The following is a 25532-nucleotide window of genomic DNA, read 5'->3' on the forward strand; positions in this document are numbered from 1 at the left end:
CGAGCTGCAGGTAGGGTTTCAACTCGGCTTCGTCGAAGGCGAATTTCTCGGCGCGTAATTTTTCCTGATAGAAGCGCCAATCCCAGGCGGCGAATTTTTCGTTGCTGCCGGCTTCAGCCGCCAGCCGCTGCAATTGCGTCTGGTCGGAAGCAGCCTTCTCCAGCGCCTTTTCCCACACCGGATCGAGCAGCGCGTGTACGGCCTTCGGTGTCTTGGCCATGGTGTCGTCGAGCTTCAAGGCGGCGAAGGAGGCGTAGCCAAGCAACTTGGCCTTTTCGGCGCGCAGCCGCAGCATGTCGCGCACCACTTGCGTGTTGTCGGTGGCGCCGCCGTTCTGGCCGCGCATGGTGAAGGCGCGATAGGCGGTCTCGCGCAGGTCGCGGCGTTCGGAGAAGGTGGTGAAGGGCTCGTAGATCGAGCGCGAGAGCGTGATGGCATAGCGGCCTTTCTGACCGCGCATCTCGGCCGCCTCGGCCATCGCGCTTTTCAGGAAATCCGGCAGGCCGGCAAGGTCGGCCTCGTCGAGGAACAATGCCCAGTCGCGCTCGTCGGCCAGCACGTTCTGGCCAAAATTGGTGCCGAGCGACGACAATTCCTCATTGATCGTCGCCAGCCGCTTCTTGCCGTCGGCGTCGAGTTTTGCGCCGGAGCGGACAAAGCTCTTCCAGGTCTTTTCCAGCACACGCAGCGTCTCGGCGTCGAGCTTCAGGCTTTCGCGGCGCTGATAGAGGTCGTCGATGCGGGTAAACAGTCGCTCGTTCATCGAGATCGCCGAGAAATGCCTGGACATCTTTGGCGAGATCTCGCGCTCCAGTGCCTGGATCGCCTCGTTGGTGTGGGCGCCGGCCCGGCACCAGAAGATCGACGAGACGCGGTCGAGCGCCTCGCCGGCGAGTTCGAGTGCCCCGAGCGTGTTCTCTATCGTCGGTGTCTCGGCATTGCCCGATATCGCCTCGATCTCGGCCTCGTGCGCCTTCAGCGCCGCGTCGAAAACGCCGGCAAAATCGCCGTCACTGATGCGGGCGAAATCGGGCAAGCCGAGCGGTCCTTGCCATGCGGTCAGCGGATGGACGGCGAGGTCGACGGCTTTTGTGGACGGCATGGGTAATCTTTCGCTGATTGTGGGGAGGCGGGGTGGTCACCGATGTAGGGCGCTGGCTCGCGGCACGCAACAGCGCGGGTGTTCAGAAGCCGTCGCAGGTCTCCGCGATCGCCGCCTGCGAACTGGCGGTGATGCGGTTGTCGGTCACCGCGAAGGTCTCCTGCATCAGCATGTCGTTGTTGGGAAAGTCGTAGCAGGCGATCACCGTGGTGACGCCGCCCTCGGTCTTTTCGATCCGGTGGCGGATCGCCGCGCCGGCGACGGCGCCCTGCCAATCATCGATCGAGGCGATGAATTCCTGCTTGTTTTGCACGACGCCGAGGTCGTCGAGTTTGATGCGGGCTTCGTCGGCAAGCAGGTCCGACAATTCGGTGCGATCGGCGACCAGAAGCGCGGAATACCAGCGGCCGATGATCGCGCTGTCGTCGGCGCGGGCGGAAATGGCGCAAAACAGCAGCGTTGCCAGAGCAAAAGCGACCGAACGGCAATTCCGTACCATTTGCTGCCTCCTATGCCATCTCCAGCCGCTCGAAATCGCCGGTGTCCTTGTTCATCACCCAGAGCTCGCCGGTCGAGATGTCGAACCAGGCGCCGTGCAGCGACAGCCGTCCCTTGCCCTCCAGGATCGAAACACAAGGAAAGGTCCTGAGATTGGCGATCGAATAGCGGATCGAGATGCGCTCGAGCGCGGTCTGGCGCTCCGTCGCCGTCATGAAGGTGCTGGACGACACGGTCTCGGCGGCCGGCGCGATCAGGCTCATCCATTTGCCGATGAAGTCGCCGGGCGAGAGCGGCGCGGAATTGGCGTCGAGCGCGGCGCGAATGCCGCCGCAGCGGCCATGGCCCATCACCACGATGTTCTTGACCTTCAGGCTCTGCACGGCGAATTCGAGTGCCGCGGACGTCGAATGGAATTCTCCATCCGGCGCATAGGGCGGCACCAGATTGCCGACATTGCGCAGCACGAAGAGTTCGCCCGGGCCGGCGTCGAAGATCGCTTCGGGGGCCGAGCGTGAATCGCAGCAGGCGACGATCATCGTTTCCGGCGCCTGGCCTTCGCGGGCGAGGTCGCGGTAGCGCCCGCTTTCGGCGGGATAACGGCCGCTCATGAAATTGCGGTAGCCGGTGAGAAGGTGTTCGGGGAGGTGAGGCATGGGCGGCGTCTGGACCCTTTCCGGGTTGGATGCGGCACGGTCTCTCGATATTCAAGTGGTGCCGGCCCGCGAAGGGCGCGGCCTGACCTGAATCTCGACAGACCTAACTCTGGGAGAAGGCTGTAACGGCAAAAGGCCGTCGCGGGCAATGCCGAATTGCGGATGGCTCCGTCGCAATTGCGATGCGATGCGCATGGCTTGGCTTTGTTTGATGCATGGCACCCAAAGTCGCCGCGCACCCCTCGGGTCAAGCCAGAGGGCATGCTTTTGGGTGACATGCATTATGCCCAGATGGCGACGGGAATGCCGAAACGGTCGCAAAGCGGCGGATCCGGAAACGGTCTTGCCTCGCCATTGGCGATGCGAGCTGCAATCAGCATCATTGCTGCTGCGTCGAGGAAATCGTCGGCCGCCGCACCGCGTGGAATCGCCCCGTCGAGAAAAGCCTTGTCATAGCCATGCCGGCAAAGCAGCGCCTTGCGCTCGGCCATGCCGGCCGGGTTGACCGCGCCCTTGATCTTCTTCGGCAGGCGCATGGCCCTGTCGCCGTTCAGCCGGCAGAAGGCGACTTCCGGGTGCGATTCAAAGATGCGGCCGCGCAACTCCGGCCGTGCGATCAGCAAGGCATCGATCTCGCGGATTTTCGCAAAGATGCCGAAGGCCTGGATCGAAACGCCGCGCGGTGGATCGGAACTTGCCTTCGCCGCCTCGCTTGCCCGGCGATGCGCGGCATACCAGGCCTCGATCGTGGTGAAATCATCTGTCGCGGCATAGAGCGCCGCGCGGGAAGGAATGGCAAAGACGCTCGATTGCCTGTTACCAAGCAGCGGCCGCACCAGGGCTTCCGGTCCGCGCCCGCCCCTCTGCGAGAAATCCGGCAGGCCGATAGGCATGTCCACGGCCACCAATGCGTTGGGCAATGTGTCGAGCAGCGCCTGGAAGCTCGCAAAGACGGAGACGGACGGAGTGCCAGGACCACCATGGACGGCGATCCAGCCGGCCTTGCAGCCGTCGACGCCGACGAGGACGGGGCTGCCGTCCGAGGTCACGCCCTCTTGTCCCGCTCCGGATGCAGGAGGTGGCGAAGCTGCACCATCGCCATCGGGTTCGACAGGCTCTGTGCATCGGTCTCGAGTTGCAATTCGTCGCCGCCGCGCTTGGCCGTGCGCGCCAGGATCTCGTAGACGGCCGCCGTGGTCGACTGCAGCGCCTTGATCGCCGGCTGGCCGGACAGGATGCGCGCCAGATAGACGGCCGCCGTCAGGTCACCCAGGCCGTTGGGCGGCTTGTCGATCAGGCGATGTTCGGCAAGCAGCGCCTGGCGGCCGTCGAGCAGCAAATTGCCGGTGCCGCCGGCCATCATCGACGGCGCCGAAGTGACCAGCATGGTCGACGGCCCGGCATGAAGGGCAGCGGCCATCACCGATTTCAGATCGGGAAGCTGCGCTCCCGCCATCCATTCCAGCTCATAGCGGTTGGGGGTGGCGATGTCGGCGATTGGCATCAGCCGGTCGCGCAAGGCGATGGCGGTTGTTTCAGGCACGTAAAGGCCGCCCTTGTCGCCCATCACCGGGTCGCAGATATAGACGGCATCCGGCGTCCTGGCCTTCACGGCGCCGACCAGCGAGGCGACGGCGTCGGCCTGGCCGGCCTCGCCGAGATAGCCCGACAGCACCGCGCCGACTTCGCCCAGCCATGGCGCGCGTTCGAGATCGGCCAGCAGCGCCTTGAACTGATCGAGCGGCGGTACGATGCGGGTCGCCCTGCCATGGCCCGGGTGCCACGGCAGGATGACGGTTGGTACCGCCCATACCGGGAAGCCGAGCGTCTCCAGCGCAAAGACAGCGGCGCGATTACCGACCGAGCCACGCGCGACATGACTGGAGATGACGATGACCGCGCGCGGCGCGTCGCTTTGTTCGGTGCTCACGGGATTCCTAACTTCGAGTGACGAAATACACGAGCCAGACCAACAGGCCGATGGTGATGAGCAACCCCAGCGCCCGGCCGATGCGGGTTCCCCAATATTCGATCGGGTCCGACCGGTCGGCGTCCGCTGCCGCGACGTGATCGCGCGCGCCCTTCGCGGTCCGCGCGATGAACGAGGTGCCGCCGGGTTCGGTCTCGTGCGCTAGGCGCTCGATAATGCGGCGCGATTCGCTGTCGTTGTCCTGGCGCTCCGCCATTGCGATGTTCCTGGGCGATGTTACTGGGCGATGTCCTGTTTTTCGCGGCGACCTTAACCCGTTCGCCCGGCCAATCACAGGGCCTGGCGACGAATGATAAAGAACCAATAGCGCTTCCCGGCCGCAGTCATTTTCTTGCGCTCGGATTGTGGTAATGCTTCGCGTGCAATCCTATCGAGGGACATAACCATGTTTGCCCAACGCCTTTCTTCACCGCTCGCTTTCCGTAACCTGCCAGCCTTCCTGATGATGGCGATCATGCTGCCGCTGCTCGCCGGCTGCGGCTACAACACCATCCCGACGGCGGAGGAAAACGCCAAGGCCGCGTGGAGCGAGGTGCTGAACCAGTACCAGCGCCGCGCCGATCTCATCCCCAATCTGGTCGAGACCGTCAAGGGCTACGCCTCGCACGAAAAGGATACGCTCGATGCCGTGGTCGAAGCCCGCGCCAAGGCGACGCAGGTGACGGTGACGCCGGAAACGCTGAACAATCCAGAAGCCTTCAAGAAATTCCAGGACAGCCAGGCCGGGCTGACCAGCGCGCTGTCGCGGCTGCTGGCGGTGGTGGAGAATTATCCGGACCTCAAGGCCAACCAGAATTTCCTGGCCTTGCAGGCGCAGCTCGAAGGCACTGAGAACCGCATCGCGGTTGCCCGCCGCGACTATATCCAGGCGGTGAGGGACTACAATTTGACGCTGCGGACCTTCCCGTCGGTGATCTGGGCGACCTTGTGGTTCCGCGGTAACCAGCCATTCGCGAACTTCACCATCGAGGAAGACAAGATGCAGACGCCGAAGGTCGATTTCGGCACGAAACAGGGTGGGTGAAGAACAGCTGGTGAGCGTGGTCCCTATTGGCCTTGCACTCCTTCGCGCCCCCCTCTGCCCTTCCGGGCATCTTCCCCACTTGGGGGGAGATTGGCAGCTTTGGCCTCACCGCCCATCCTGCACCGTTGGAGATTGGCGAAATCAGTCGTGACAACCGATCTCCCCTCAAGTGGGGGAGATGTCCGGTCCCCCCTCCGCAGCTGCAGCGCAGTTGCTACGGAGGACGGGCAGGACAGAGGGGGGCGCGAAGGAACGCCAGCCTCGCATTTCTGCTCGTCTTCCTAAGCCTTCTCCTCCTCCCTCTCGCGGCTCTCGCCGCCGACCTGCCGGCCCTGACAGGACGGGTCGTCGATAATGCCGGCATCATCGATGCCGCGACCAAGGCGGAACTGACCCAGAAACTCGCCGCCTTCGAGGCAAAAGGTTCCGACCAGATCGTGGTGGCGACCATTCCCAGCCTCGACGGCGAGGAGATCGAACCCTACGCCAACCGGCTGTTCCGCTTCTGGAAGCTCGGGCAGGCGAAGGAGAACAATGGCGTCCTGCTTCTGGTGGCGCCAAACGACCGCAAGATGCGCATCGAGGTCGGCTACGGGCTGGAAGGCACGCTGACCGACCTGCACACCAAGCTGATCATCGAGAACGACATGGTGCCGGCTTTCCGCGCCGGCGACTTCTCCGGCGGCATAGCCAAGGCCGTCGACGACATGGTGATGGTGCTGGAAGGCAATCCCGAGGAGCTGGAAGCGCGCGGCGAGCGTAGCCAGCAGGCGCCATTCAACACCGACGATCTGTTCTTCGCGATCTTCATAAGCATCTGGGCGATCATCTTCTTCGGCAGCATCGCCGCCTCCATCCTGCCGCCGATCTTCGGCAAGAAGATCGGTCCCGGCCGCTATCGCTGGCTGGGCATGACCTTCGAGCCAAGCCGGCGATCTTCCCGTGGCGGCTGGTCGTCGGGAAGTTCCGGCGGAGGCTGGTCGTCGGGCTCGAGCGGTGGCGGCTTTTCCGGCGGCGGTGGCTCGTCGGGCGGCGGCGGCTCCTCGGGGAGTTGGTGAGATCATGACACAACGCGTCCTGCCAGCCTCCAGCCGCTTCACCGCCACGATCGGTGCTGCCTTGACGGCCACGGCGATGCTGCTGCTTGTCTGTTTCGCAGCGCTTGCCGCCGACCTGCCGGCACTGACCGGGAGGGTCGTCGACAATGCCGACATCATCGATGCCGCGACCAAGGCGGCGCTGACCCAGAAACTCGCCGCCTTCGAGGCAAAAGGTTCCGACCAGATCGTGGTGGCGACCATTCCCAGCCTCGACGGCGAAGAGATCGAACCCTACGCCAACCGGCTGTTCCGCTTCTGGAAGCTCGGGCAGGCGAAGGAGAACAATGGCGTCCTGCTTCTGGTGGCGCCGAACGACCGCAAGATGCGCATCGAGGTCGGCTACGGGCTGGAAGGCACGCTGACCGACCTGCACACCAAGCTGATCATCGAGAACGACATGGTGCCGGCTTTCCGCGCCGGCGATTTCTCCGGCGGCATAGCCAAGGCCGTCGACGACATGGTGATGGTGCTGGAAGGCAATCCCGAAGAGCTGGAAGCGCGCGGCGAGCGCAATCCGGCCGACGATAGTTCCGTCGATCCCATTGTCACGCTGTTCATCATCCTGTGGGCGACGATGTTCCTTGGCGGCCTGGCGATGGCGTTCCTGCCGCCGATCTTCGGCACCAAGCTGGCGCCCGGCGTGTATAAATGGCTCGGCATGACGTTCCGCTATGGCCAAAGATCGGGCTACACGCGCAGGGGCGGCGGCGTCTGGACGTCTGGCACTTCGTCCGGCGGCGGCTGGTCGTCGGGAAGTTCCGGTGGTGGCTGGTCGTCGGGTGGCGGCGGCGGCGGATTTTCAGGCGGCGGCGGTTCGTCCGGCGGCGGCGGTTCTTCAGGAAGCTGGTGAGATACAAGATGGCAACACGACCGATCAGCCCCGAGGATCATGAACGCATCGCCGCGGCGATCCGCGCCGCCGAGACAAAGACCGACGGCGAAATCTACTGCGTGGTGGCGCAAGCCAGCGACGGCTATTTCTTCCCGGCCGCCTTCATGGCGACCGTAGCCATGCTCGTCGTCAGCCTCGCCGTCGCCTACGGGCTGGAGGTCTGGTGGCTGTCGATCCGCCTGCCGCATTTCGTGCTCGCCCAGCTTCTGGCGCTGGCCAGCGTGCTCGTCCTGTTGTGGGTGCTGCCCGGCCTGCGCATCCATCTGGTGCCGCGCCGGCTGCGCTACCAGGCGGCGCACGCCAACGCGGTCAAGCAGTTCCTTGCCCGCAACGTCCACCGCACCACGGCGCGCACCGGCGTGCTGATCTTCGTGTCGATCGCGGAACGCTACGCCGAGGTGGTCGCCGACGCCGGCATCGATACCCAGGTCGGCCAGCATGTCTGGGACGGCGTCGTCCACGACCTGACCGCGCATGCCGGCGACGACCGCCTCGCCGATGGATTCGTCAAGGCGATAGAATCGGTTGGCGTGGTGCTGGCCGAGCATTTCCCGGTCTCGTCCGGCGGTAGCAACGAGCTGGACGACCATCTGGTCGAAATTTAAGTCCGTTCAAAGCGTGCCCTGACACCGTCCCCACGGCGTTCGATCACCTGTGCGAAAGCATGGCGGCCTGTCGACCGGACTCTTTGCAATCGGGCGATGCGGGTTTATGGTTAACAAATCATGAACACGCTGAGCATCGACATCAGGAAAGCCGAACCGCGCGACGCAGGCGCCATCGCCGACGTGCACCAGCAGGCCTGGAACGGTGCCTATGCCGGCATCATTCCGCATCGCACGCTGACATCGATGATCAACCGCCGCGGCGCCGACTGGTGGGCGAATGCCATCCGCCGCGCCGCCACCGTGCTGGTCGTCGAGATCGGCGGCAAGATCGCCGGCTACGCCACGATCGGCAAGAACCGGGCGCGCGAGCTCAGGCAGCAGGGCGAGATCTACGAACTTTACCTGCGCCCGGAATATCAGGGCATCGGCCTCGGCAGCCGGCTGTTCTCGGCCGCACGGGCGCGACTGGCCGACCATGGCCTGAAAGGCATGGTGGTGTGGGCCCTGGAAGACAACCAGAACGCGCTCGCCTTCTATGCCGGCGCCGGCGGCCGCGACGTCGCCGAAGGCGTCGAGATCTTCGAGCAGAAGGCGCTGAAGAAGGTTGCCTTCGTCTGGGAATGACGGTCACGCGGCCTTGCCGTCGATCTTTCGGTACGATTTCAGCACTATTGCCGCATTGCACCATGCGTCTCCGCCCGCTATCGGTCTCCAAATCGAGAGAGGGACCAAAGCCATGCGTATCGAAGCCATAGCCACCGGTAAGAACCCGCCCGAGGATGTCAACGTCATCATCGAGGTGCCGATCGGCGGCGAGCCGATCAAATACGAGATGGACAAGGAGGCCGGCACGCTGTTCGTCGACCGCTTCCTGCACACCTCGATGCGCTATCCCGGCAATTACGGCTTCGTGCCGCATACGCTGTCGGGCGACGGCGACCCGATCGACGTGCTGGTCTGCAACACGCGCGCGCTGGTGCCGGGCTGCGTCATCAATGTACGGCCGATCGGCGTACTGGTCATGGAGGACAATGCCGGCCAGGACGAGAAGGTGATCGCGGTGCCGTCGCCCAAACTGACGCTGCGCTACGAGAACGTCACCGAATACACCCAACTGCCCGATATCACGCGTGACCAGGTGCAGCACTTCTTCGAGCACTACAAGGATCTCGAACCCGGCAAATGGGTCAAGATCGAAGGCTGGCACGACGCCGCCTACGCCAAGAAGATGATCGTCGAGGCCATCGAGCGGGCGAAGAAAAGCAAGTAGGCCCCTCAGCTTCGCCATATGCGTGGCGGAACAGAATTCTGCACCGTTGCGGCGCTTTGACGTCACGGCATGGATCCTGGGGTCTGCGCTGCGTCGCTGTGCTCCTTGCTCCATCCCAGGATGACGAAGTCAGTTATCGACGCGGCCGAAAGCGGGTACGTCGCCGACCGTCACGCGCATGTCCTTGCCGCAGGCAAAGGTCCGCGCCTTCTCGTCGGCGAGTTTGCGCGCCTCGTCGTTAGCGGCGGGATTGCCGGTGGCCAGCACCAGTCCGACCGTGCAGCCGTCATACTTCTCCGGCTGGGAAACCTTGGCGACGACCAGCACTTCGGTCGATTTGCTCTCGTCCTCGGGATTGCTGATCGAGCGGCGGTGGATGACGGCGAAGGGGACGGCACGGTCGCCATTCGTCTCGATGCGCCATTCGAGCCTGGGGCCAGCCGAATTGAAGCCGACGAAGCTTTCCCACACCGTGGTCATGTCGCTGGAGGGAAACCCGTAGAACAATGATTCGCGGGCATCGTCGTAAGCGATCAGCACGGGGTAGCCGCGATAGCCCGAACAGGTGAGGCCCGCCCAGTCGCCTTCGCCTTCCTCGGCCTGCGCATAGGTCACGCAGTCCTTCTTCGAGTCGAGATCGGTGTAGTCGCTGGATATGGCGCCGGCCTGAGCGGCATTGCAGAGGCCGGCGAAGGCTAGCGGGATCAAAAGAGCACGCATGCGGACATCTCCGTTGCAGACATCGTCGTTTGGGGCTTGCTGCAGCGTATCGTCAAATTCCGCAGCGGCCTAGAACAAGTCAGGCTGCTCAGGATGTTCTGGTAAACGGAACGCTATTTCTTCAAGCTCGCTTCGATCAAGAGATCGGCGTTGCGGGCGACCGACTTTGCCGGCCCGCCGAGCCCGAACAACTGGCCGCTGATATAGGCGCCCTCGATCAGCAGCAGCAGCCCATCGCCCAGCGTGTCGGGGTCGTTCGCGCCCATTGCGGCAGCCATGGCGCGCAGGCGGCGGCGCAATTCCTGCTTGTTGGCCTCGCTCACGATGCGGGCCGGATGGCCGTCTTCAGGATATTCGACCGCCGCATTGGTCATGCCGCAACCGCGATAGTCCGGCTTCTGCGTGCGCTTGCCGATCCGGGCCAGGAAGGCGGCGATCTGCGCGCGCGGATTGCCGGGGTGGGCGTTCACCGCCTCGTCGAAACGGTCCCAGAATTCGAGGTCGTATTGCCGCAGATACGAGGCGGCCAGTTCGTCCTTGGACGGAAAGCTGCGGTAGAGGCTCGGCTTGGTGACGCCGGCGCGTTTGACGATCTCATCGACGCCGATCGCCCTGATGCCTCGCCGGTAGAACAGGTCACGCGCCACACGCAGGATCTTTTCGCCGGCGCGAGGGGGTGTCACTTCATCCGGGCTGATGATTGGTTCAATGCTTTTCATGGTCTATATGCCGTGGCCCTGCTTGACGTGTTACCGATCGGTACGTATACCCCTACCCAACTGCAACGTACCGGTCAGTAACATGATAGCTCAATCCCGTCCCTTTGGCCAGCGTTACGCTTTCGTCGTGGTCGGCGTCATCTTCCTCTGCCTGCTGATCGCGGCCGGCCTGCGCTCGGCGCCCTCCGTCATGATGTTGCCGCTGGAGGAGAGCTTTGGCTGGCGGCGCGATGTCGTCTCCCTCGCCGCTGCTATCGGCATCTTCCTCTACGGCCTGACCGGGCCGTTTGCCGCCGCGCTGATGGAGCGGATCGGGCTGCGCCGTACGTTGCTTGCAGCCCTTTTGCTGATGTCGGCATCGACCGCGCTCAGCCTGCTGATGACCAAGCCGTGGCACCTGCTTCTGACTTGGGGCGTCTTCTCCGGCGTCGGCTCAGGCGCCGTCGCCACCGTACTTGGAGCCACGATTGTCAACCGCTGGTTCAAGACCAATCGCGGCCTGGTGATGGGACTGATGTCGGCCTCCAGCGCCACCGGCCTGCTGGTGTTCCTGCCGCTGCTCGCCTCGCTGGCGCAATCGGGCGGCTGGAAGCCGGTCGCCATCGCCATCGCGGTCGCCACCGCCGCTCTCGTGCCGCTGGTGTGGCTGCTGGTGCCGGAACGCCCGGCTTCGATCGGCATGGTGCGCTACGGCGCGGAAGCCGACGACGTGCCGCCGGTACCGCCGGCCGCGCAAGGCAATTTCCTCGCGCACACGCTCACCACGCTGCGGCGCGCCGCCGGCACCCGTGTGTTCTGGTATCTGTTCGCCACTTTCTTCGTCTGCGGCTTCACCACCAACGGCCTGGTCGGCACGCATCTGATCGCCTTTTGCGGCGACATGGGCATTGGCGAGGTGCAGGCGGCCGGGCTGTTGTCGATGATGGGCATATTCGACCTGATCGGCACGACACTGTCAGGCTGGCTCACCGACCGCTTCGACCCGCGCAAGCTGCTCGGCGTCTATTACGCGATCCGCGGCCTGTCGCTAATCTATCTGCCTTATTCCGGTTTCTCGGCGACCAGCCTGATCATCTTCGCCGTGCTATACGGGCTGGACTGGATTGCCACCGTGCCGCCGACGCTGCGGCTCTCCAACGAGGCGTTCGGCGACCGCAGCGGGCCGATCGTCTTCGGCTGGATCGTCGCCGGCCATCAGGTCGGGGCCGCAACCGCCGCCTTCTTCGGCGGCACCATGCGCGAGTTGCAAGGCAACTACGAATTGGCCTTCATGATCGCCGGCATGACGGCGATCGCGGCGGCCTGTATCTCGCTGCTGATCAACACCAGCAAGCCGGCATTCGATCCGGAACCGCAGCCTGCCTGAGACGCGACGGCTGAGCGCTAATCTCCCCTTGTCAGGGGAAAGAATCTCTGCCCTCCATCGGAAACCTTGGCACGCAATCCCTTTCCACCCCCACCATCTCAAAACGAGATGCACGACCCACCGACGCAGGCTATATTGCCCCTCGGGCTGAGGTCATCGAAGGGGAGGGCGTGACATGCAGGCAGTGCCGATAGCGCATCCAGCGGCGCAACCTGCCGTCGGGCCCATATCGTCCATGACCGGCTATCCGGCCGCCGTCCTGTGCTGGCTGCTTTCGGCCGGGGTCTATATCGCGGCCAAATGGGTGGCGCCCGAGATGCCGCCCTGGGGGCTCTGCTTCTGGCGGCTGGCGCTGGCTTGCGCCATCCTGCTGCCGATCGTGCACCGTCATCACGAGGCCATGGTCGGGCTTTTGCGAACCCGCGCCGTGGAGGTCGTCGCCGTCGGCGCAATCGGCCTGACGCTGTGCCAGGGCATGATCTACCATGGCCTCAACGACACGGACGCCACCACGGCCGGCATCATCATGGCGCTGTCGCCTGTGATGACGATGGTGCTCGCCCGTTTCGTGCTTGGTGAGTCGCTCGGGCTGTGGAAGTCGCTGGGCGCGGTTGTTGCGCTGGCCGGGATGGTTTTCATCGTCGCGCACGGGGACCTGACGGCGCTGCTGCAACTCAAGTTCAACGCCGGCGAGCTGTGGATCGTCGGCAGCGCGTTCTGCTGGGGCCTGTACACTGTTCTGTTGCGCCGTGCCAAATTCGGCATCGAACTGTTGCCGATGGTCGTGCTGCTGCTCGGCGCCGGCGCGCTGGCCGCCCTGCCGTTCCATCTGTGGGAATTGTTCAACGACGAACGCTCCACCATGGACGTCGACAGCGTGCTGGCGCTTGCCTATCTGGCGGGCCCCGGCGGCGCCTTGATGTACTATCTCTACAACAAAAGCGTGGAAACGCTTGGCGCCAGCCGGGCGAGCATGCTGCTCTATCTGCAGACCGTGTTCGTCGCCATACTCGCCTATCTGCTGCTCGGCGAGGGCTTGCACGATTACGATCTGGTCGGCGCGGCCTTCATCGTCGCCGGCATCGTGCTTGCCACCGTGCTCAAGCCCAGGGCGGCGCAACCACGCGTCGCCTAGAAATCTTGCAAGCGACGGGCGAGGAATTCTGTATAACTCTCCAAAACGCTCAGGGAAGGCTTGGGGATGAGAATTGCGATAGTCGTCGCCTTGGCCGCGACGTTGGCTGGATGCGTGTCCTCTCCGGTCGAGTACGAAGCGTCGCTTTCGCAGCAAGACCCGAAATGGCTGTCGCCGGAATGCCAGCAAGCCCGCATGGCGGCTTCGGATTACGCTGCACGCGAGAAAGAACACCCGGGGTGGGGCTTCGGCGTCCTGCTTGGCCCGTATTCGCTGGGGCTCGTGGCAGCCATCAAGGAGCATGAGCAGAAGCAGCGAAAGCTGTTCGCCCGCGAGGTGCACTTGCGGTGCTCAAACCTGCCGCTGCCAAAGGCGCTGGAGGGCGCTCCCCAGGGTGCAAGCCAGACGAAATATCCATAGGCATCGTGCCTTCCTTCGCCGGCGAGGGGACCGCCTGGCGCCAAGCCGACATGGCGCGTCAGCCGCGCCGCGCCGCGTCGATCGCGGCGACGTCGATCTTCTTCATCTCCATCATCGCGTCGAAGGCGCGCCTGGCTTCGTCGCCGCCTGCCGCCATCGCCTCGGTCAGCGTGCGCGGCGTGATCTGCCAGGACAGGCCCCATTTGTCCTTGCACCAGCCGCAGGCGCTCTCCTGGCCGCCATTGCCGACAATGGCATTCCAGTAGCGGTCGGTTTCCTGCTGGTCGTCGGTGGCGATCTGGAACGAGAAGGCCTCGCTCTGCTTGAACGCGGGACCGCCATTGAGGCCGAGACAGGGAATGCCGGCAACCGTGAATTCGACCGTCAACACGTCGCCCTTCTTGCCCGACGGATAGTCGCTCGGGGCACGGTGGACGGCGCTCACCTTGCTGTCGGGAAAGGTCTCGGCATAGAAGCGGGCCGCGGCCTCCGCGTCCTTGTCGTACCACAGGCAAATCTTGTTCTTCGGGATCGGCATTGCATATTCCTTTCCGTTGAAAGCCAGATTTTCGTCTTGTGTACCTTCTCCGAAATAGATCGCCCACCGCTTTTCTACACCCAGGCAGAAGCAAATCGCCAAGCGCAGCTGCCACTTCTCGCCACAGTCCAGAATTCCGGAGATGACCTTTGCATGGCGAGCCGACGGCTTCATCACTAGATGACACACACCTCTCACGCTGACGCGGACCCACTCATGAAGAAAATCGGCTTTCTGTCGTTCGGACACTGGACCCCCTCGAGCCAGTCGCAGACACGCTCCGCCTCCGACACGCTCCTGCAATCCATAGAGCTCGCCGTCGCCGCCGAGGAGCTTGGCGCCGACGGCGCTTATTTCCGCGTGCACCACTTCGCCCGCCAGCTCTCGTCGCCCTTCCCGCTGCTGGCCGCGGTCGGCGCCAGGACCAGCCGCATCGAGATCGGCACTGCCGTGATCGACATGCGCTATGAGAACCCGCTCTATATGGCCGAGGATGCGGGTGCTGCCGATCTGATCGCCGGCGGGCGCCTCCAGCTCGGCATCAGCCGTGGCTCGCCCGAGCAGGTCATCGACGGCTGGCGCTACTTCGGCTACGCGCCGGCGGAGGGCGAAAGCGATGCCGACATGGCGCGCCGCCACACCAGCGTTTTCCTCGATATTCTCGGGGGAAAAGGCTTCGCCCAGCCAAACCCGCGGCCGATGTTCCCGAACCCCCCCGGCCTGCTGCGCCTCGAGCCGCACTCAGAAGGTCTTCTCGACCGGATCTGGTGGGGCGCCGCCACCAACGCAACAGCGGAATGGGCCGCGAAACTGGGGATGAACCTGCAAAGTTCCACCCTGAAATTCGACGAGAGCGGCAAGCCGTTCCACATCCAGCAGGCCGAGCAGATACGCGCCTTCCGCGCCGCCTGGAAGGCGGCCGGACATGAACGCGAGCCGCGCGTGTCGGTAAGCCGCAGCATCTTCGCTTTGGTCGACGATCGCGACCGCGCCTATTTCGGCAGCAGTGACAGCCAGGATCACTTCGGTTACATCGAGCCCGAAAAACTCGCCGTCTTCGGCCGCAGCTACGCCGCCGAGCCGGACGTCCTCATCGAGCAGTTGAAGGACGACGAGGCCATCGCCGAGGCCGACACGCTGCTGCTCACGGTGCCGAACCAGCTCGGCGTGGACTACAACGCCCACGTCATCGAGGCGATCCTGACCCACGTGGCCCCGGCATTGGGCTGGAGGTGACCGCCAGCACGGGCCTGCACGGAACCGGCGCGGCCCCGGAAGGATTGTACCGGCACAGGAGGTTGCCATGATCCGCAAGCTGAAGTCCGGCGAGTACCGTCTCTATTCCCGCAAGGTCGACCCAAGAACACACAAGCGCAGAAATCTCGGCACGTTCAAATCGCGGGAGGCCGCCGAGAAGCACGAACGCGAGGTCCAGTACTTCAAGCGGCACTAGCGCCATTGCGGGTTGACGCGGTCACTTCGTATACCGGTAGCCAATCAGCCCAGAAGGTTACGCGCCGTGCGCATGAATATTCCGGATCCGATCGGAATCAGATCGTCCGGGAAATCATAATCGGGATTGTGCAGCGCCGGGTGCCGCTCGCCAGCGCCGAGGAAGAACATCGCCGACGCAGCACTGTGGCCGAACAGGCCGAAATCTTCCGAGGCGCGCATCGGCAGGCCTTCCTCGCCGCGCGCAACGCCCTCTTCATCGAGCGCCCGCTCCAGATGCTGCACGGCATCCGGAGCATTGACGCTGGCAACAAAAATCTCGTGATAGTCATACCCTGCGGAAAGCCTGTGCCGGCCAGCGATCTCCGTCACCAGCGCCTCCGCTACGGCGCACAGATCCGCCATGCGGTCGTCGCGCCGGGTCCGCAGTGTCGCCCAGACCTGCGCCTGACCGGGCGCAATGCCGAATACGGCTTCGCCCATCAGCGCATGGGTGACGGTCACCATGCTGAAATCGTCGTCGCCGAAGGTTCCGCGCCCGAGCGCGGGAAGCGCCGGCATCAGCTCACTGACCGCCATCATTGGCGAGACGCCGGTTTCCGGCATGGACGAGTGCGCGGTCTTGCCCTCCAGCACGATCCGCATGCCGCGTGAAGCACAGTTGACCACGCCGGTTTTGAGCCGCACCTCGCCCAAGGGCACCCCAGGCAGATTATGCAACGAGAAAGCGAAATCCGGCGCGATCTCCCCGAAGCGCGGATCGGCGACGACGCCGGCCGCGCCATTGCCGGTTTCTTCCGCCGGCTGGAACATCAGCACGACGCGGCCGCGGGCGGGCCGTTCGCGCCCAAGCTGCCGGCCAAGTGCTGCCAGGATCGCGGTATGCCCGTCATGGCCGCACATATGCGATTTTCCCGGCACGAGCGATGAATGCTCGACGCCCGAAAGCTCATGGATCGGCAGCGCATCGAGCTCCGAGCGAAACAGCACCGTCGGCCCCGCTCTGCCGCTGTCATAGACTGCGGCGACGCCGTGGCCGCCCAATCCGGTCAGCACCTTGTCCGGCCTCGTATCGGCGAGGAATTCGACGACTTCGCTCGCGGTCTTCTCCTCCTCATTCGAGATTTCCGGCTGCTGATGCAGCTTGCGCCGCCATGCCGTAAGCTCGATGATGTCTCGATTGGTCAGGGTCACGTTTCTAGGACTCCGCTTGTGCTGCAAAAAATCTGGGAGCGTGTGTCGGGCTGGCCAAGGTTTGTTCGTCCTTAGGGCATCGATACGCAACCAGAAAGGACATAGGATATGCCAAGCACTGTACGTTTGCACCGCGTTCTGGCGGCCAGCCCGGAGAAGGTCTACCGCGCGTTCCTCGAAGGCGACGCGCTGGCAAAGTGGCTTCCGCCGAACGGCTTCACCTGCACGGTTCATCACTTCGACGCGAAAGTCGGCGGCACTTTCAAGATGTCCTTCCGCAACTTCACGACGGGCGACAGCCACGCCTTTGGCGGCGAGTATGTCGAGCTCGTTCCCCATGAGCGCCTGCGCTACACCGACAAGTTCGACGATCCCAACCTGCCCGGCGAAATTCAGGTGACCGTGACCTTGAAGAAAGTGTCGGTCGGAACGGAAATCGATATCACGCAGGCAGGCATTCCCGACGCCATTCCGGCCGAGGCTTGCTATCTCGGCTGGCAGGAGTCGCTCAGGAACCTGGCGCGGCTCGTCGAACCCGAGATCAACCAGTAGAACTGTGGCGCCACGGCCGCATCGCGCATACCAGGCGCGGCCGTGCACGCACTCACGGCTCCGTGCAGATCGGCACGGGCCGTGGCGGCGGCGCCGGGTGATCCTTCTTGTACCGGGCGATGATCGGCTCAAGGGTCTTTCCTGGCCAGAATTTCGGAGCGCCGATCTCCTTGAGGCAGGATGCATTCCAATAAGGTCCGGTGACCGACGGCGAACCACCGCTCGCCACTGTTTTCGCGACGGCGGCGATGTCGCGTGATTCGGGGTAGATGTAGAGCGTTGTCGGGCTGTCCTTCACCATCGGAATGATCTGCTCCGCGTCCGCCGGCGACCAGCTCGTGCAGCCATTGCTGCGGCCGGCGGCGTAGTTCACCAGCCTGCCGGCCGGGACAAAACCGTCATGGTTGGCGTAGGGGCTGTTCGGATTTTTCCGCAGGCACATCCCCCTCAACACCTCGGCCACGTGCCCGCCGATTGCCCGCTGCCTGGCATTCGCGGCCTCGCCCTCGCCGTCGAACTGCACGAATGCGCGCAGAAACACCGCGTCTCGTTTCGCTCCGGTGCGGTAGTAGCCTTTGAACGACGTCTTCGTCTCGCCGGTCACATAGGCTCCGCCAGCCGTCAGTTCCGAATCCATCGCATTGCCGAAATTCTTCGCGCAGCGTCTGCCATTGGCGAAATCGACGACGCCTTTCAAGTTGCGGCCGCCGCCGTGACCCGCCGAGACCGCCCGGAACGACCGGCTGGCCTCGCAGATGACGTAATAGCGGCGCCCGAGCACGCCATTGCCCAGATCGCCGGGGCGTGTCGCATCCATGGCGAAATAGCAGGGGTTCTTGACGGCGCCCTCGCCGACCTTTTTCAGGTAGAGCGCGCGTGCCCTGTCCAGCACCACTTGCGCGATCTGACCTTCGCCTTCGCCGACATGCGCCTTTAGCCAGGCCGGAACATCGGACCCTTGCAAGGCGGCAAAGGATCGGGCCGACGCCGTCAAGGCGATGACGGCGACGAGAAGGCTGAGGATGATACCGAGAGGAACAGATCTTACCCGCACCGGGTCAATTCTCCTGCCAAAGCCGTTTTGCGATTCCCTTGCGGGTGCTGCCACCCGCGAATCGATCATAAATGGCCTGGCGCTTTCAGGCGAAACACATCTTGTTCAGCACCCGCCACCAAGTGTTGACGGCGGGACGCGCCAGGAGTGAACACCGAGCGCGGCCGTCTTCCCACAAAGGAGGAAGTGCTAGCTCACCTTGATGACAACCTTGCCCTTGGCGCGTCCTGTTTCGACATAGGTCAGAGCCTCATTGGTCGCTTCGAATGGGAAGACCCGATCTACAACTGGGCGGATCGCTCCGGATTCGATGAGGGAGGTGATTTTGCTCAGCTGATCACCTTGCGCCCACATGAACAGGAACGAAAACCCTACGCCCCGGCGCTTGGCTTTGCTTCGAATCCTGCGGCTCAGCAGGCGCAGCATCAGCCTCAGCACCAGGTTCAATCCCTGTGCCTTGGCAAATTCGGGATCCGGCGGACCGGAAATGGAGATCAGCTTGCCACCCGGTTTCAGCACTTTCAGGGATTTTTCAAGCGTCTTGGCGTCCTGGCTGTTCAGGACGACGTCGTAGCCCGACAGGACTTTCTCGAAGTCATCTTTCCTGTAGTCGACGACGACATCGGCGCCGAGACCCTTGACCAGGTTGGCACTCACCGCGCTCGCTGTTGTCGCAACGGTCGCACCGAGGTGTTTTGCCAGCTGGATGGCGAATGTTCCCACGCCGCCGGAGCCAGCCTGGATGAAGACTTTTTGGCCGTTCTTCAAGGTTGCCCTCTCTATGAGAGCCTGCCAGGCAGTCAGGCCGACCAGCGGGATTGAGGCCGCCTCTTCCATGCTGAGGTTTTTTGGCTTCAGGGCCACGTCGGCTTCATCGATGGCGATGAATTCGGCGAATGTCCCGATCCGGCCATCGCGCGGCCGCGAATAGACATCGTCGCCAGGTTTGAATTTGCGGACTTTTGAGCCCACCCTGACAACGGTCCCAGCCACATCGTGACCCAGGATGAAGGGACGGCGATAGGGCAGGATGAGCTTGAACTCGCCGGTTCTGACCTTGGAATCCAGCAGGTTCACTCCTGCTGCATGGATCTCGACCAGGACATCATTGTCCAGCAGCTCCGGCTCCGGCATCTCGGCCAGCCGCAGAATGCCCTTCTTGTTATATTTATCGACAACGAATGCCTTCATGGCAGTGACTTTCTGAAAATGTCTGTTGGTGTTCCGTTTGTGCGTCAAATCCTCTGCCTCGCTGTTGTTCAGGCCGGCAAGCGGAACTGCTTGCGCAAGCTCTTGTCGAACATCTCCGCGGGGGCAAAGCGGCGCAGGAGGCTGACCTGCCGTGCAGCCTTGCCGGCGGTGTAGCGCCGTCGCGGGCGGGCATCGGTCGCGGCCTTGACGACCACATCCGCCACCACTTCCGGCCGATCGGCCTTGGGCATCACATCGCTCAGCAGCGCCTTGAACCCGGCTCGAGCCTGGTCGTATTCCTTCAACAGCGAATCCGGCTCGATGCCGTTCTGGTCGAAAACGGTACGCACGAATGCCGGCTCAATGATCGAGACGCGAATATTGAAGGCACGAACCTCGTGATCGAACGATTCCGAATAGCCCTCAAGCGCGTGCTTGACCGCCGAGTAATGAGCTGAGTATGGCGCGGGCACCAATCCCAGAATCGAGCCGATGTTGACGATGCGTCCTTGGCCGCGCCGCCGCATCGACGGCAACACGGCATTGGTCATGCGAATGACGCCGAACAGATTGACGTCGAACAGGGCCTGCACCTGTGCGACCGAGAATTCTTCGGCGCCACCAAGCAGGCCGACGCCGGCATTGTTGACCAGCAGGTCGATCCGGCCGGTCCGCGAGAGCACCGTCGAAACGAGCGCGGCGACAGCCTCACCGTCGGTCACGTCGCAAGCCAGCATCGTCACCCCGTCCGGGCCATTGCTGGCCTTGCGACTCGTGCCGAAAACGGTAAATCCTGCCCGCATCAAGGCCTCGGCGGTGGCGCGGCCGATGCCCGAGGAGGCCCCGGTCACAACGGCGGTTTTTCCGGAATTCATATTCATTTCAGGCTCCAAATTCATGAGGGCTAGCTTTTTCGCGTCAATTGAATTACACTCATACTATCAAATTATGGTCATAATTCAATAGCGAAAGGGAATAGCAGCCATGCGCTACGAAAAGGGCCGAAAGGACGCATCACGCGGCCGGATCATGGAGGTCGCAGCCGACCGTTTTCGCAGCGACGGCATCGCTGCGTCCGGCCTGGCAACCATCATGGGCGACGCCGGGCTGACGAACGGCGCCTTCTATCCGCACTTTCAATCCAAGGCAGAGCTTGTCCGCGAAAGCGTGGCGGCGGCCATGGAGACTCAATCGCAGCAACTGCAGGAGGCATTGGCCGCCGGTGGCCCGGAGATGGGCATAGCGGCGTATCTGTCGGCTGAGCATCGGGATAATCCGGGAACGGGCTGCGCCAACGCCGCGCTGCTGCCGGAACTCGCGCGTCAGCCGCCCGAAACGCGCGAAGTCTATACCGAACGCTTGATGGTTCTGGTGCACCAGTTGTCCGCAGCACTTCCGCAGGCCAGGGACCCGGAAGGAGTCGCCATGGGTGTCTTTGCGACCCTCATCGGTGCGCTCCAGCTGGCCCGCGCGGTGAAAGGGCGGGAATTGTCGGATCGCATTCTCGCGGCAGGAGCAGATGCCGCAAAGGCGCTGATCCAGCCGGTTTAAGACGAGGTGGTGTTCTGAGGGCGGAGTAGGATCGTCTTTGCGGCAACCGCAATAGGCTCAGCATCATTGCGGGTTGCGCGGTCAGGAAAGATCCGCCCGGATCGGGAGCAGACGTTGCTTGACGTCAGCTTTTGACCCCAAATCACACAGCCAGACTTCCCTGCTCCGCCGCCTCGGCGTTGGGATCGCCAGGGGCCGTAGCCCAGGCGAGTTCGACGAGCGTCACCGTTCGCCGGCCGGTCCCGTCAAGCTGGCAGACGATGAGCCCCTGTTCCTCGATATAGGTCAAAAGACGCCGGGCGCGGCGCAGCGAGTGCGAGCCATAGGCGCGGGCGATCGCCGCGTCGCTCGGGCAAGGCCAGCCCTCCTTCGCCGCGCGGGCGATCATCATGAACACGCCTTGCATATCCTCGGGCAGAAGCGAGGCGCGTACCGAGACATCCTGCCAGGCGTCATCCCCCGCCATATCGGAGCCGAGGCCGGCCCGCGCCCGCGTCAGCATGCGGCGGAACTCCGGCAGATCCGGCACGGCCGAGGCGAGGCCCTCGATCCGGCAGCGGACGACGAACTCCTGATAAAGCACGCCGATGACGCGGAACCCCGCATCGGGCTGCGCCAGAATGGCGCGCAGAACACGGTCGACACGCTCTCGCCGCTCCGCCAGATCCTCGGCACTGACTGGCGCCTCCACCGGTTCGGGGCGGATTTCCAGCGCCGCCGACTTCGCCGCCATCAGTTGGTCGAGCAAGTCCGGCGACGACCGGCGCTGCGGCCGCACGGTTTCCGGCGGCGGGGCGGCCAGGATGATCGCGCGCGCGTCCTCAAGTGCCGATTCCGGCAGCGGCATAAGCCGCGGGGTGCCATTGCGCGGACTTGTGTCCGTCGGGCCAATACGCACCCCGAGCGGCCGGCGCGACAGCGCCGGGCCGAGCGCCATGAAGTGCCCGCGCTCCAGGTCGCGAAAAGCCTCCGCCTGACGCCGTTCCATGCCGAGAAGATCGGCCGCGCGCGCCATGTCGATATCGAGAAAGGTCCGGCCCATGAGGAAGTTGGAAGCCTCGGCCGCGACGTTCTTGGCAAGCTTGGCCAGCCGCTGGGTGGCGATGATCCCGGCAAGCCCGCGTTTGCGGCCACGGCACATCAGATTGGTCATGGCGCCGAGCGAGAGTTTGCGCGCTTCGTCCGAAACCTCGCCCGCGACTGCCGGCGCGAACAGTTGCGCCTCGTCCACCACCACCAGCATCGGATACCAGTGGTCGCGGGCGACCTCGAACAGCCCGCCGAGGAAGGCGGCGGCGCGCCGCATCTGGTTCTCGGCGTCGAGCCCTTCGAGATTGAGCACCGTCGAGACGCGATGGATGCGCGCCCGCTCGCCGGCGCTCTGCAGGCCGCGCTCGGTGTGCTCCTCGGCATCGATCACCAGATGGCCGAAACGCTCGCCCAGCGACACGAAGTCGCCTTCGGGATCGATGATGGTCTGCTGCACCCAGGGCGCGCTCTGCTCCAGCAGCCGGCGCAAAAGATGCGATTTTCCGGAGCCCGAATTGCCCTGCACCAGCAGGCGGGTCGCCAGCAACTCCTCAAGATCCAGGGCCGCCGGGGCGCCCGCGGTCGTTTGCCCCATCTCGATCGCAACGGTCATGTCTCGACTCTCCTTACGGAGAGGGCTTATCAATGTGACCGCAGCCCGTCGAGCGCCCATGGCCGACCGCTCCCGTGTTGCGCACAGGCTGGACGCGGATGGCCATCGTGGCGTCAAGGCTTCGTAGCGCTCGGCTATTATGAAACGGACTCGATTCCCGTGGCTCCGGGCCGGAAAAGCAGCAGCGCGAGTCCGCCGACCAGCACCACATTGACCAATGCAAGTGCTGACAGCACCGCAAGCATGCCATGCGCACCGGCCTGTTCGACAAGCAGCGCGCCCATGGAAGGGGCGGCGGCTTGCGCAATCAGGCTTGGCATGGCCAGACGGCCCATAAGCCTGGCATAGCCGGAGGCGCCGAACAGGGCCAGTGGCAACGTCCCCCTGGCAATTGATTCCAGGCCGATTCCGGCGCCGTAAAACGCCAGGGCCAACGGGACGATCGGCATTCCCATCCAGAGAGCCGACACCCCGATCGCGACGCATCCGACCGATACGACCTTTGTCCATATCGGGTGGTGATGGCGGGCAATGACCATCTCGACTGCGCGTGCGCCGACCTGCGACGGACCGACAAGCGCGCCCAGTCCTACCGCGGCGGCCAGCGCCATGCCGCTCGACTGGAGAACAGTCAGAAGGTGTACCGAGAGGGTCGAGGATATGACCGCAGCGAGCGTTATGGTTATCGCCAGGATGACCATGACCGGTGTCGATCTCGTCCTTGGTGTGGAAGCCATGACCATGTTCTGGTCGGCCTGGCCGGCGGAACCGGCAACGCCGCGCGGCAGGATGAGGAGATATAGCGGCAGCGCGATCAGCAATTGCACGGCGGCATAGGTCAGGCATGTTCCACGCCAACCGATCTCACCCATCAGAAAGGCCGAGAGCGGCCAGCAGATGGTGCTTGCGAAGCCGCCGAAGAGCGTAAGGCTGGTGATGGCGGATCTTGCTTTATGGCCATAGAGGCGACCCAGGGTCGCAAAGGCGGCGTCATAAAGACCGGCCCCCATCCCAAGTCCAATCACCAGCCATGCCGCTACGTAGACGATCAGGTTGGGAGCGGCGGCCAACCCGATCTGTCCGGCCCCGATGAAAAACGCGCTGGTCGCCAGGACATTTCGCCCGCCACGCTTCTCGATGGCAATCCCCACATAGGGCGAGATCAACCCGGCAATCAGCAATCCGAGGGACAGCCCTCCAACAACCCATGCCAGCGGCCAGCCTGTCTCGGCCGCGACTGTCGGCGCAATGACGGCCGGGAGATAGTAGGACGACCCCCACGCCATGATCTGCGTTACGCCCAATGCCGCGACGATCGTGCGGCGGCGGCGCATGACGGCCGTGGCAGGCGGCACAAGGCTCATGCCGCGACGCCGCAGCCGCATCCCGCCTTGCCGCCCGCCTTTGCCTCGGCGTCCGCGACGCAGCAGGCATCGACCGCCGCCGGCGCCGGCCCGCCGCAGCAACCTTGCGATGAAGTGTTCGAAACAGATACCGGCACCACGCAAACGCCGGTCTCGGGCAACGCCAGGTGCACGGCATCGGCCGCCGCCATGTCGCCGGCGATCGCCGCTGCGACCGAGCGGACCTGCTCGTAGCCCGTCAGCAGCAGGAAGGTCGGCGCCCGGCCATAACTCTTGATCCCGACCGTATAGAAATCCTGTTCCGGATGGCTGAGCTCACGGTGCCCATGCGGAGGCACGTCGCCGCAGGAATGCTCGTTGGGGTCGATAAGCGGGCCGAGCGCCTTGACGCTTTCAAGCCACGGATCGAGATCCAGCCGGAGCTCCCGGGTCAAGGCGAGGTCGGGACGCTGGCCCGTCGCGGCGATGATCCGGTCGACGGGACCGAGCGTGCGCAATCCGTCCTTCGTCTGCCCCTCGACCATCAGGCGGCCGTCGACCTCACGGATGGCAATTGTGGCAAAGCCCGTTACCAGCCGGACGCGGCCGCTCTCGACGAGATCGCGTGTATCGGAACCAAGCTCGCCCCGCGCCGGCAAGGCGTCGGCATCGCCGCCGCCATAGATGCGCACAAGATCGGTGCCGCGCGTCACCCATAGGGCCGAGGTGCCCGGTTCGGTTTGTGCCAGCCTGGCCAGCTCCAGCAACGCATTGGCGGCGGAATGGCCGGAGCCGGCCACCAATGTCGTGCGGCCCGCGTAGAGGCGACGGTCCCGGCCGAGGACGTCCGGTATGCCATAGGCGATCCGGCTGCCGAACTCGATCTCGCCCTCGGCCGCAACGCCACCCGCACCGAGCGGGTTCGGCGTCTGCCATGTGCCGGAGGCATCGATGACCGCGCGGGCCATGTCGCGTCGCTGGCCGTCTGCTGTCTCGACCACAAGCATGAAAGGTTTTTGTTCGCGCCCCTTGCTCGGAACCTTGTCGGCGCCCCAACGGGAAACGGCGACGACCCGGGCATTGGTCTCGATCGACGGCGCCAGTTCGGCAAGCCGGGCGAGCGGAGCGAGATAATGTTCGACGATCTCGTTGGCCGTGGGGAATGCCTCCGGCTCCGGCATGCGCCAGCCATGGCTTTCGAGAAGTTTTCGGGCGACCGCGTCGACGCAATAGCGCCATGGCGTGAAAACCCGCACATGGCCCCAGTCAAGTAGGTTCGACCCGACCGCGGACCCGGTCTCATAGACCTTGACCGGGAGACCGCGGCTGATCAATTGGGCGGCCGCGGCCAGGCCGACCGGTCCGCCGCCGATGATGGCGACCGGGAGACTGCTGTCGAGAACCATGGCGTACCTTCCATCTTTCTAGGATCATGGAAATATTAGACAAAAATTATGCGGCCGCCTCGCTGGAGGCAGGGCCGCATGCGGCGTCGGCGCAGCATTCGTCGGCGAG

General features: G+C 64.1%; 29 protein-coding genes. 13 read left to right on the forward strand and 16 right to left on the reverse strand.

What is annotated here, in order from left to right; translation table 11 throughout:
* The 6 genes from CN311_RS22445 to CN311_RS22470 form a co-directional block, all read right to left on the reverse strand.
* A partial coding sequence (locus tag CN311_RS22445) for a M3 family metallopeptidase (RefSeq protein WP_245440910.1) occupies positions 1-1102 on the reverse strand: 1102 nt, incomplete at its 3' end.
* An 82-nt stretch (positions 1103-1184) separates the two neighbouring features.
* A complete protein-coding gene (locus tag CN311_RS22450) occupies positions 1185-1601 on the reverse strand; it encodes a hypothetical protein (RefSeq protein WP_097575890.1) in 417 nt (138 codons plus the stop codon).
* 10 nt (positions 1602-1611) lie between these two features.
* Positions 1612-2256: a carbonic anhydrase gene (locus tag CN311_RS22455; RefSeq protein WP_097575891.1), complete on the reverse strand. Its 645-nt coding sequence runs from the start codon at positions 2254-2256 to the stop codon at positions 1612-1614.
* Between the two features lie 281 nt (positions 2257-2537).
* Complete coding sequence (locus CN311_RS22460; protein WP_097575892.1) at positions 2538-3305, reverse strand: DUF429 domain-containing protein; 768 nt, start codon at positions 3303-3305, stop codon at positions 2538-2540.
* The gene (pdxY, locus tag CN311_RS22465) at positions 3302-4186 is read right to left on the reverse strand and encodes a pyridoxal kinase PdxY (RefSeq protein ID WP_097575893.1); all 885 of its coding nucleotides are present in this window, start codon (positions 4184-4186) and stop codon (positions 3302-3304) included. The genes CN311_RS22460 and pdxY overlap by 4 nt, the downstream gene beginning before the upstream one ends.
* A 7-nt stretch (positions 4187-4193) precedes the next feature.
* The gene (locus CN311_RS22470) at positions 4194-4442 is read right to left on the reverse strand and encodes a hypothetical protein (protein WP_097575894.1); all 249 of its coding nucleotides are present in this window, start codon (positions 4440-4442) and stop codon (positions 4194-4196) included.
* Between the two features lie 189 nt (positions 4443-4631).
* Between CN311_RS22470 and CN311_RS22475 the strand changes: the two genes are divergently transcribed.
* From CN311_RS22475 to ppa, 6 genes are all read left to right on the forward strand, one after another.
* On the forward strand, positions 4632-5270 hold the full coding sequence (locus CN311_RS22475) for a LemA family protein (protein WP_097575895.1): 639 nt from the start codon (positions 4632-4634) through the stop codon (positions 5268-5270).
* 269 nt (positions 5271-5539) lie between these two features.
* The gene (locus CN311_RS22480; RefSeq protein WP_245440911.1) at positions 5540-6328 is read left to right on the forward strand and encodes a TPM domain-containing protein; all 789 of its coding nucleotides are present in this window, start codon (positions 5540-5542) and stop codon (positions 6326-6328) included.
* A gap of 4 nt (positions 6329-6332) precedes the next feature.
* Positions 6333-7220 carry a TPM domain-containing protein gene (locus CN311_RS22485; protein WP_097575896.1) on the forward strand — a complete coding sequence of 296 codons (888 nt, stop codon included), beginning with the start codon at positions 6333-6335 and terminating at the stop codon, positions 7218-7220.
* Positions 7221-7228: 8 nt separating this feature from the next.
* Complete coding sequence (locus CN311_RS22490) at positions 7229-7867, forward strand: TPM domain-containing protein (protein WP_097575897.1); 639 nt, start codon at positions 7229-7231, stop codon at positions 7865-7867.
* Between the two features lie 120 nt (positions 7868-7987).
* On the forward strand, positions 7988-8494 hold the full coding sequence (locus CN311_RS22495) for a GNAT family N-acetyltransferase (protein ID WP_097575898.1): 507 nt from the start codon (positions 7988-7990) through the stop codon (positions 8492-8494).
* A 112-nt stretch (positions 8495-8606) separates the two neighbouring features.
* Positions 8607-9140, forward strand: coding sequence for an inorganic diphosphatase (ppa, locus tag CN311_RS22500; protein ID WP_097575899.1), 534 nt, complete (start codon positions 8607-8609; stop codon positions 9138-9140).
* Positions 9141-9269: 129 nt separating this feature from the next.
* Here the strand turns inward: ppa and CN311_RS22505 are convergent, their stop codons facing one another.
* Both CN311_RS22505 and CN311_RS22510 read right to left on the reverse strand, forming a co-directional pair.
* Positions 9270-9860, reverse strand: a complete 591-nt coding sequence (locus tag CN311_RS22505) for a hypothetical protein (RefSeq protein WP_097575900.1) — start codon at positions 9858-9860, stop codon at positions 9270-9272.
* 113 nt (positions 9861-9973) lie between these two features.
* Positions 9974-10579: a TetR/AcrR family transcriptional regulator gene (locus CN311_RS22510; protein ID WP_097575901.1), complete on the reverse strand. Its 606-nt coding sequence runs from the start codon at positions 10577-10579 to the stop codon at positions 9974-9976.
* An 82-nt stretch (positions 10580-10661) separates the two neighbouring features.
* On the opposite strand from CN311_RS22510, the gene CN311_RS22515 reads away from it, so the two are divergent.
* From CN311_RS22515 to CN311_RS22525, 3 genes are all read left to right on the forward strand, one after another.
* Positions 10662-11945 (forward strand): MFS transporter, encoded by a 1284-nt coding sequence (locus tag CN311_RS22515; RefSeq protein WP_097575902.1) that lies wholly within the window; start codon positions 10662-10664, stop codon positions 11943-11945.
* Between the two features lie 175 nt (positions 11946-12120).
* A complete protein-coding gene (locus tag CN311_RS22520; protein ID WP_097575903.1) occupies positions 12121-13080 on the forward strand; it encodes a DMT family transporter in 960 nt (319 codons plus the stop codon).
* Positions 13081-13146: 66 nt separating this feature from the next.
* Positions 13147-13500, forward strand: coding sequence for a hypothetical protein (locus CN311_RS22525; RefSeq protein ID WP_097575914.1), 354 nt, complete (start codon positions 13147-13149; stop codon positions 13498-13500).
* A 58-nt stretch (positions 13501-13558) separates the two neighbouring features.
* On the opposite strand, the gene CN311_RS22530 is transcribed toward CN311_RS22525, so the two are convergent.
* On the reverse strand, positions 13559-14032 hold the full coding sequence (locus tag CN311_RS22530) for a VOC family protein (RefSeq protein WP_208866556.1): 474 nt from the start codon (positions 14030-14032) through the stop codon (positions 13559-13561).
* Positions 14033-14254: 222 nt separating this feature from the next.
* Between CN311_RS22530 and CN311_RS22535 the strand changes: the two genes are divergently transcribed.
* Positions 14255-15274 (forward strand): LLM class flavin-dependent oxidoreductase, encoded by a 1020-nt coding sequence (locus tag CN311_RS22535; RefSeq protein ID WP_097575904.1) that lies wholly within the window; start codon positions 14255-14257, stop codon positions 15272-15274.
* Between the two features lie 67 nt (positions 15275-15341).
* Entirely contained in the window at positions 15342-15491 is a 150-nt protein-coding gene (locus CN311_RS22540; protein WP_097575905.1) for a hypothetical protein, read from the forward strand.
* 44 nt (positions 15492-15535) lie between these two features.
* On the opposite strand, the gene CN311_RS22545 is transcribed toward CN311_RS22540, so the two are convergent.
* Positions 15536-16684 carry an amidohydrolase gene (locus CN311_RS22545; RefSeq protein ID WP_097575906.1) on the reverse strand — a complete coding sequence of 383 codons (1149 nt, stop codon included), beginning with the start codon at positions 16682-16684 and terminating at the stop codon, positions 15536-15538.
* Positions 16685-16792: 108 nt separating this feature from the next.
* On the opposite strand from CN311_RS22545, the gene CN311_RS22550 reads away from it, so the two are divergent.
* Positions 16793-17236, forward strand: a complete 444-nt coding sequence (locus CN311_RS22550) for an SRPBCC family protein (protein ID WP_097575907.1) — start codon at positions 16793-16795, stop codon at positions 17234-17236.
* A 52-nt stretch (positions 17237-17288) separates the two neighbouring features.
* Here CN311_RS22550 and CN311_RS22555 read toward each other — a convergent pair whose 3' ends face one another.
* The 3 genes from CN311_RS22555 to CN311_RS22565 all read right to left on the reverse strand — a co-directional run bounded on the left by CN311_RS22555 (position 17289) and on the right by CN311_RS22565 (position 20362).
* Entirely contained in the window at positions 17289-18290 is a 1002-nt protein-coding gene (locus tag CN311_RS22555) for a hypothetical protein (RefSeq protein WP_097575916.1), read from the reverse strand.
* A 189-nt stretch (positions 18291-18479) separates the two neighbouring features.
* Complete coding sequence (locus CN311_RS22560) at positions 18480-19481, reverse strand: NADP-dependent oxidoreductase (RefSeq protein ID WP_097575908.1); 1002 nt, start codon at positions 19479-19481, stop codon at positions 18480-18482.
* A gap of 68 nt (positions 19482-19549) precedes the next feature.
* Positions 19550-20362, reverse strand: a complete 813-nt coding sequence (locus CN311_RS22565; protein WP_097575909.1) for an oxidoreductase — start codon at positions 20360-20362, stop codon at positions 19550-19552.
* A 103-nt stretch (positions 20363-20465) separates the two neighbouring features.
* Here CN311_RS22565 and CN311_RS22570 point away from each other — a divergent pair, with 103 nt between their 5' ends.
* Positions 20466-21032: a TetR/AcrR family transcriptional regulator gene (locus CN311_RS22570; RefSeq protein ID WP_097575910.1), complete on the forward strand. Its 567-nt coding sequence runs from the start codon at positions 20466-20468 to the stop codon at positions 21030-21032.
* A 142-nt stretch (positions 21033-21174) separates the two neighbouring features.
* Here the strand turns inward: CN311_RS22570 and CN311_RS22575 are convergent, their stop codons facing one another.
* From CN311_RS22575 to CN311_RS22585, 3 genes are all read right to left on the reverse strand, one after another.
* Positions 21175-22674: a helicase HerA domain-containing protein gene (locus CN311_RS22575; RefSeq protein WP_097575911.1), complete on the reverse strand. Its 1500-nt coding sequence runs from the start codon at positions 22672-22674 to the stop codon at positions 21175-21177.
* 137 nt (positions 22675-22811) lie between these two features.
* A complete protein-coding gene (locus CN311_RS22580) occupies positions 22812-24038 on the reverse strand; it encodes an MFS transporter (RefSeq protein ID WP_097575917.1) in 1227 nt (408 codons plus the stop codon).
* The gene (locus CN311_RS22585; RefSeq protein WP_097575912.1) at positions 24035-25423 is read right to left on the reverse strand and encodes an NAD(P)-binding protein; all 1389 of its coding nucleotides are present in this window, start codon (positions 25421-25423) and stop codon (positions 24035-24037) included. The genes CN311_RS22580 and CN311_RS22585 overlap by 4 nt, the downstream gene beginning before the upstream one ends.
* Between the last annotated feature and the right edge of the window lie 109 nt (positions 25424-25532).

Origin of the sequence: Mesorhizobium sanjuanii (assembly GCF_002529485.1) — a bacterium.
GTDB classification, from domain to species: domain Bacteria; phylum Pseudomonadota; class Alphaproteobacteria; order Rhizobiales; family Rhizobiaceae; genus Mesorhizobium; species Mesorhizobium sanjuanii.

Coding starts and splice junctions, on each gene's coding strand:
- CN311_RS22450 (WP_097575890.1), bottom strand. CDS start 1,601: ATGGTACGGAATTGCCGTTCGGTCGCTTTTGCTCTGGCAACGCTGCTG.
- CN311_RS22455 (WP_097575891.1), bottom strand. CDS start 2,256: ATGCCTCACCTCCCCGAACACCTTCTCACCGGCTACCGCAATTTCATG.
- CN311_RS22470 (WP_097575894.1), bottom strand. CDS start 4,442: ATGGCGGAGCGCCAGGACAACGACAGCGAATCGCGCCGCATTATCGAG.
- CN311_RS22475 (WP_097575895.1), top strand. CDS start 4,632: ATGTTTGCCCAACGCCTTTCTTCACCGCTCGCTTTCCGTAACCTGCCA.
- CN311_RS22485 (WP_097575896.1), top strand. CDS start 6,333: ATGACACAACGCGTCCTGCCAGCCTCCAGCCGCTTCACCGCCACGATC.
- CN311_RS22490 (WP_097575897.1), top strand. CDS start 7,229: ATGGCAACACGACCGATCAGCCCCGAGGATCATGAACGCATCGCCGCG.
- CN311_RS22495 (WP_097575898.1), top strand. CDS start 7,988: ATGAACACGCTGAGCATCGACATCAGGAAAGCCGAACCGCGCGACGCA.
- ppa (WP_097575899.1), top strand. CDS start 8,607: ATGCGTATCGAAGCCATAGCCACCGGTAAGAACCCGCCCGAGGATGTC.
- CN311_RS22505 (WP_097575900.1), bottom strand. CDS start 9,860: ATGCGTGCTCTTTTGATCCCGCTAGCCTTCGCCGGCCTCTGCAATGCC.
- CN311_RS22510 (WP_097575901.1), bottom strand. CDS start 10,579: ATGAAAAGCATTGAACCAATCATCAGCCCGGATGAAGTGACACCCCCT.
- CN311_RS22515 (WP_097575902.1), top strand. CDS start 10,662: ATGATAGCTCAATCCCGTCCCTTTGGCCAGCGTTACGCTTTCGTCGTG.
- CN311_RS22520 (WP_097575903.1), top strand. CDS start 12,121: ATGCAGGCAGTGCCGATAGCGCATCCAGCGGCGCAACCTGCCGTCGGG.
- CN311_RS22525 (WP_097575914.1), top strand. CDS start 13,147: ATGAGAATTGCGATAGTCGTCGCCTTGGCCGCGACGTTGGCTGGATGC.
- CN311_RS22535 (WP_097575904.1), top strand. CDS start 14,255: ATGAAGAAAATCGGCTTTCTGTCGTTCGGACACTGGACCCCCTCGAGC.
- CN311_RS22540 (WP_097575905.1), top strand. CDS start 15,342: ATGATCCGCAAGCTGAAGTCCGGCGAGTACCGTCTCTATTCCCGCAAG.
- CN311_RS22550 (WP_097575907.1), top strand. CDS start 16,793: ATGCCAAGCACTGTACGTTTGCACCGCGTTCTGGCGGCCAGCCCGGAG.
- CN311_RS22560 (WP_097575908.1), bottom strand. CDS start 19,481: ATGAAGGCATTCGTTGTCGATAAATATAACAAGAAGGGCATTCTGCGG.
- CN311_RS22565 (WP_097575909.1), bottom strand. CDS start 20,362: ATGAATATGAATTCCGGAAAAACCGCCGTTGTGACCGGGGCCTCCTCG.
- CN311_RS22570 (WP_097575910.1), top strand. CDS start 20,466: ATGCGCTACGAAAAGGGCCGAAAGGACGCATCACGCGGCCGGATCATG.
- CN311_RS22575 (WP_097575911.1), bottom strand. CDS start 22,674: ATGACCGTTGCGATCGAGATGGGGCAAACGACCGCGGGCGCCCCGGCG.
- CN311_RS22580 (WP_097575917.1), bottom strand. CDS start 24,038: ATGAGCCTTGTGCCGCCTGCCACGGCCGTCATGCGCCGCCGCCGCACG.
- CN311_RS22585 (WP_097575912.1), bottom strand. CDS start 25,423: ATGGTTCTCGACAGCAGTCTCCCGGTCGCCATCATCGGCGGCGGACCG.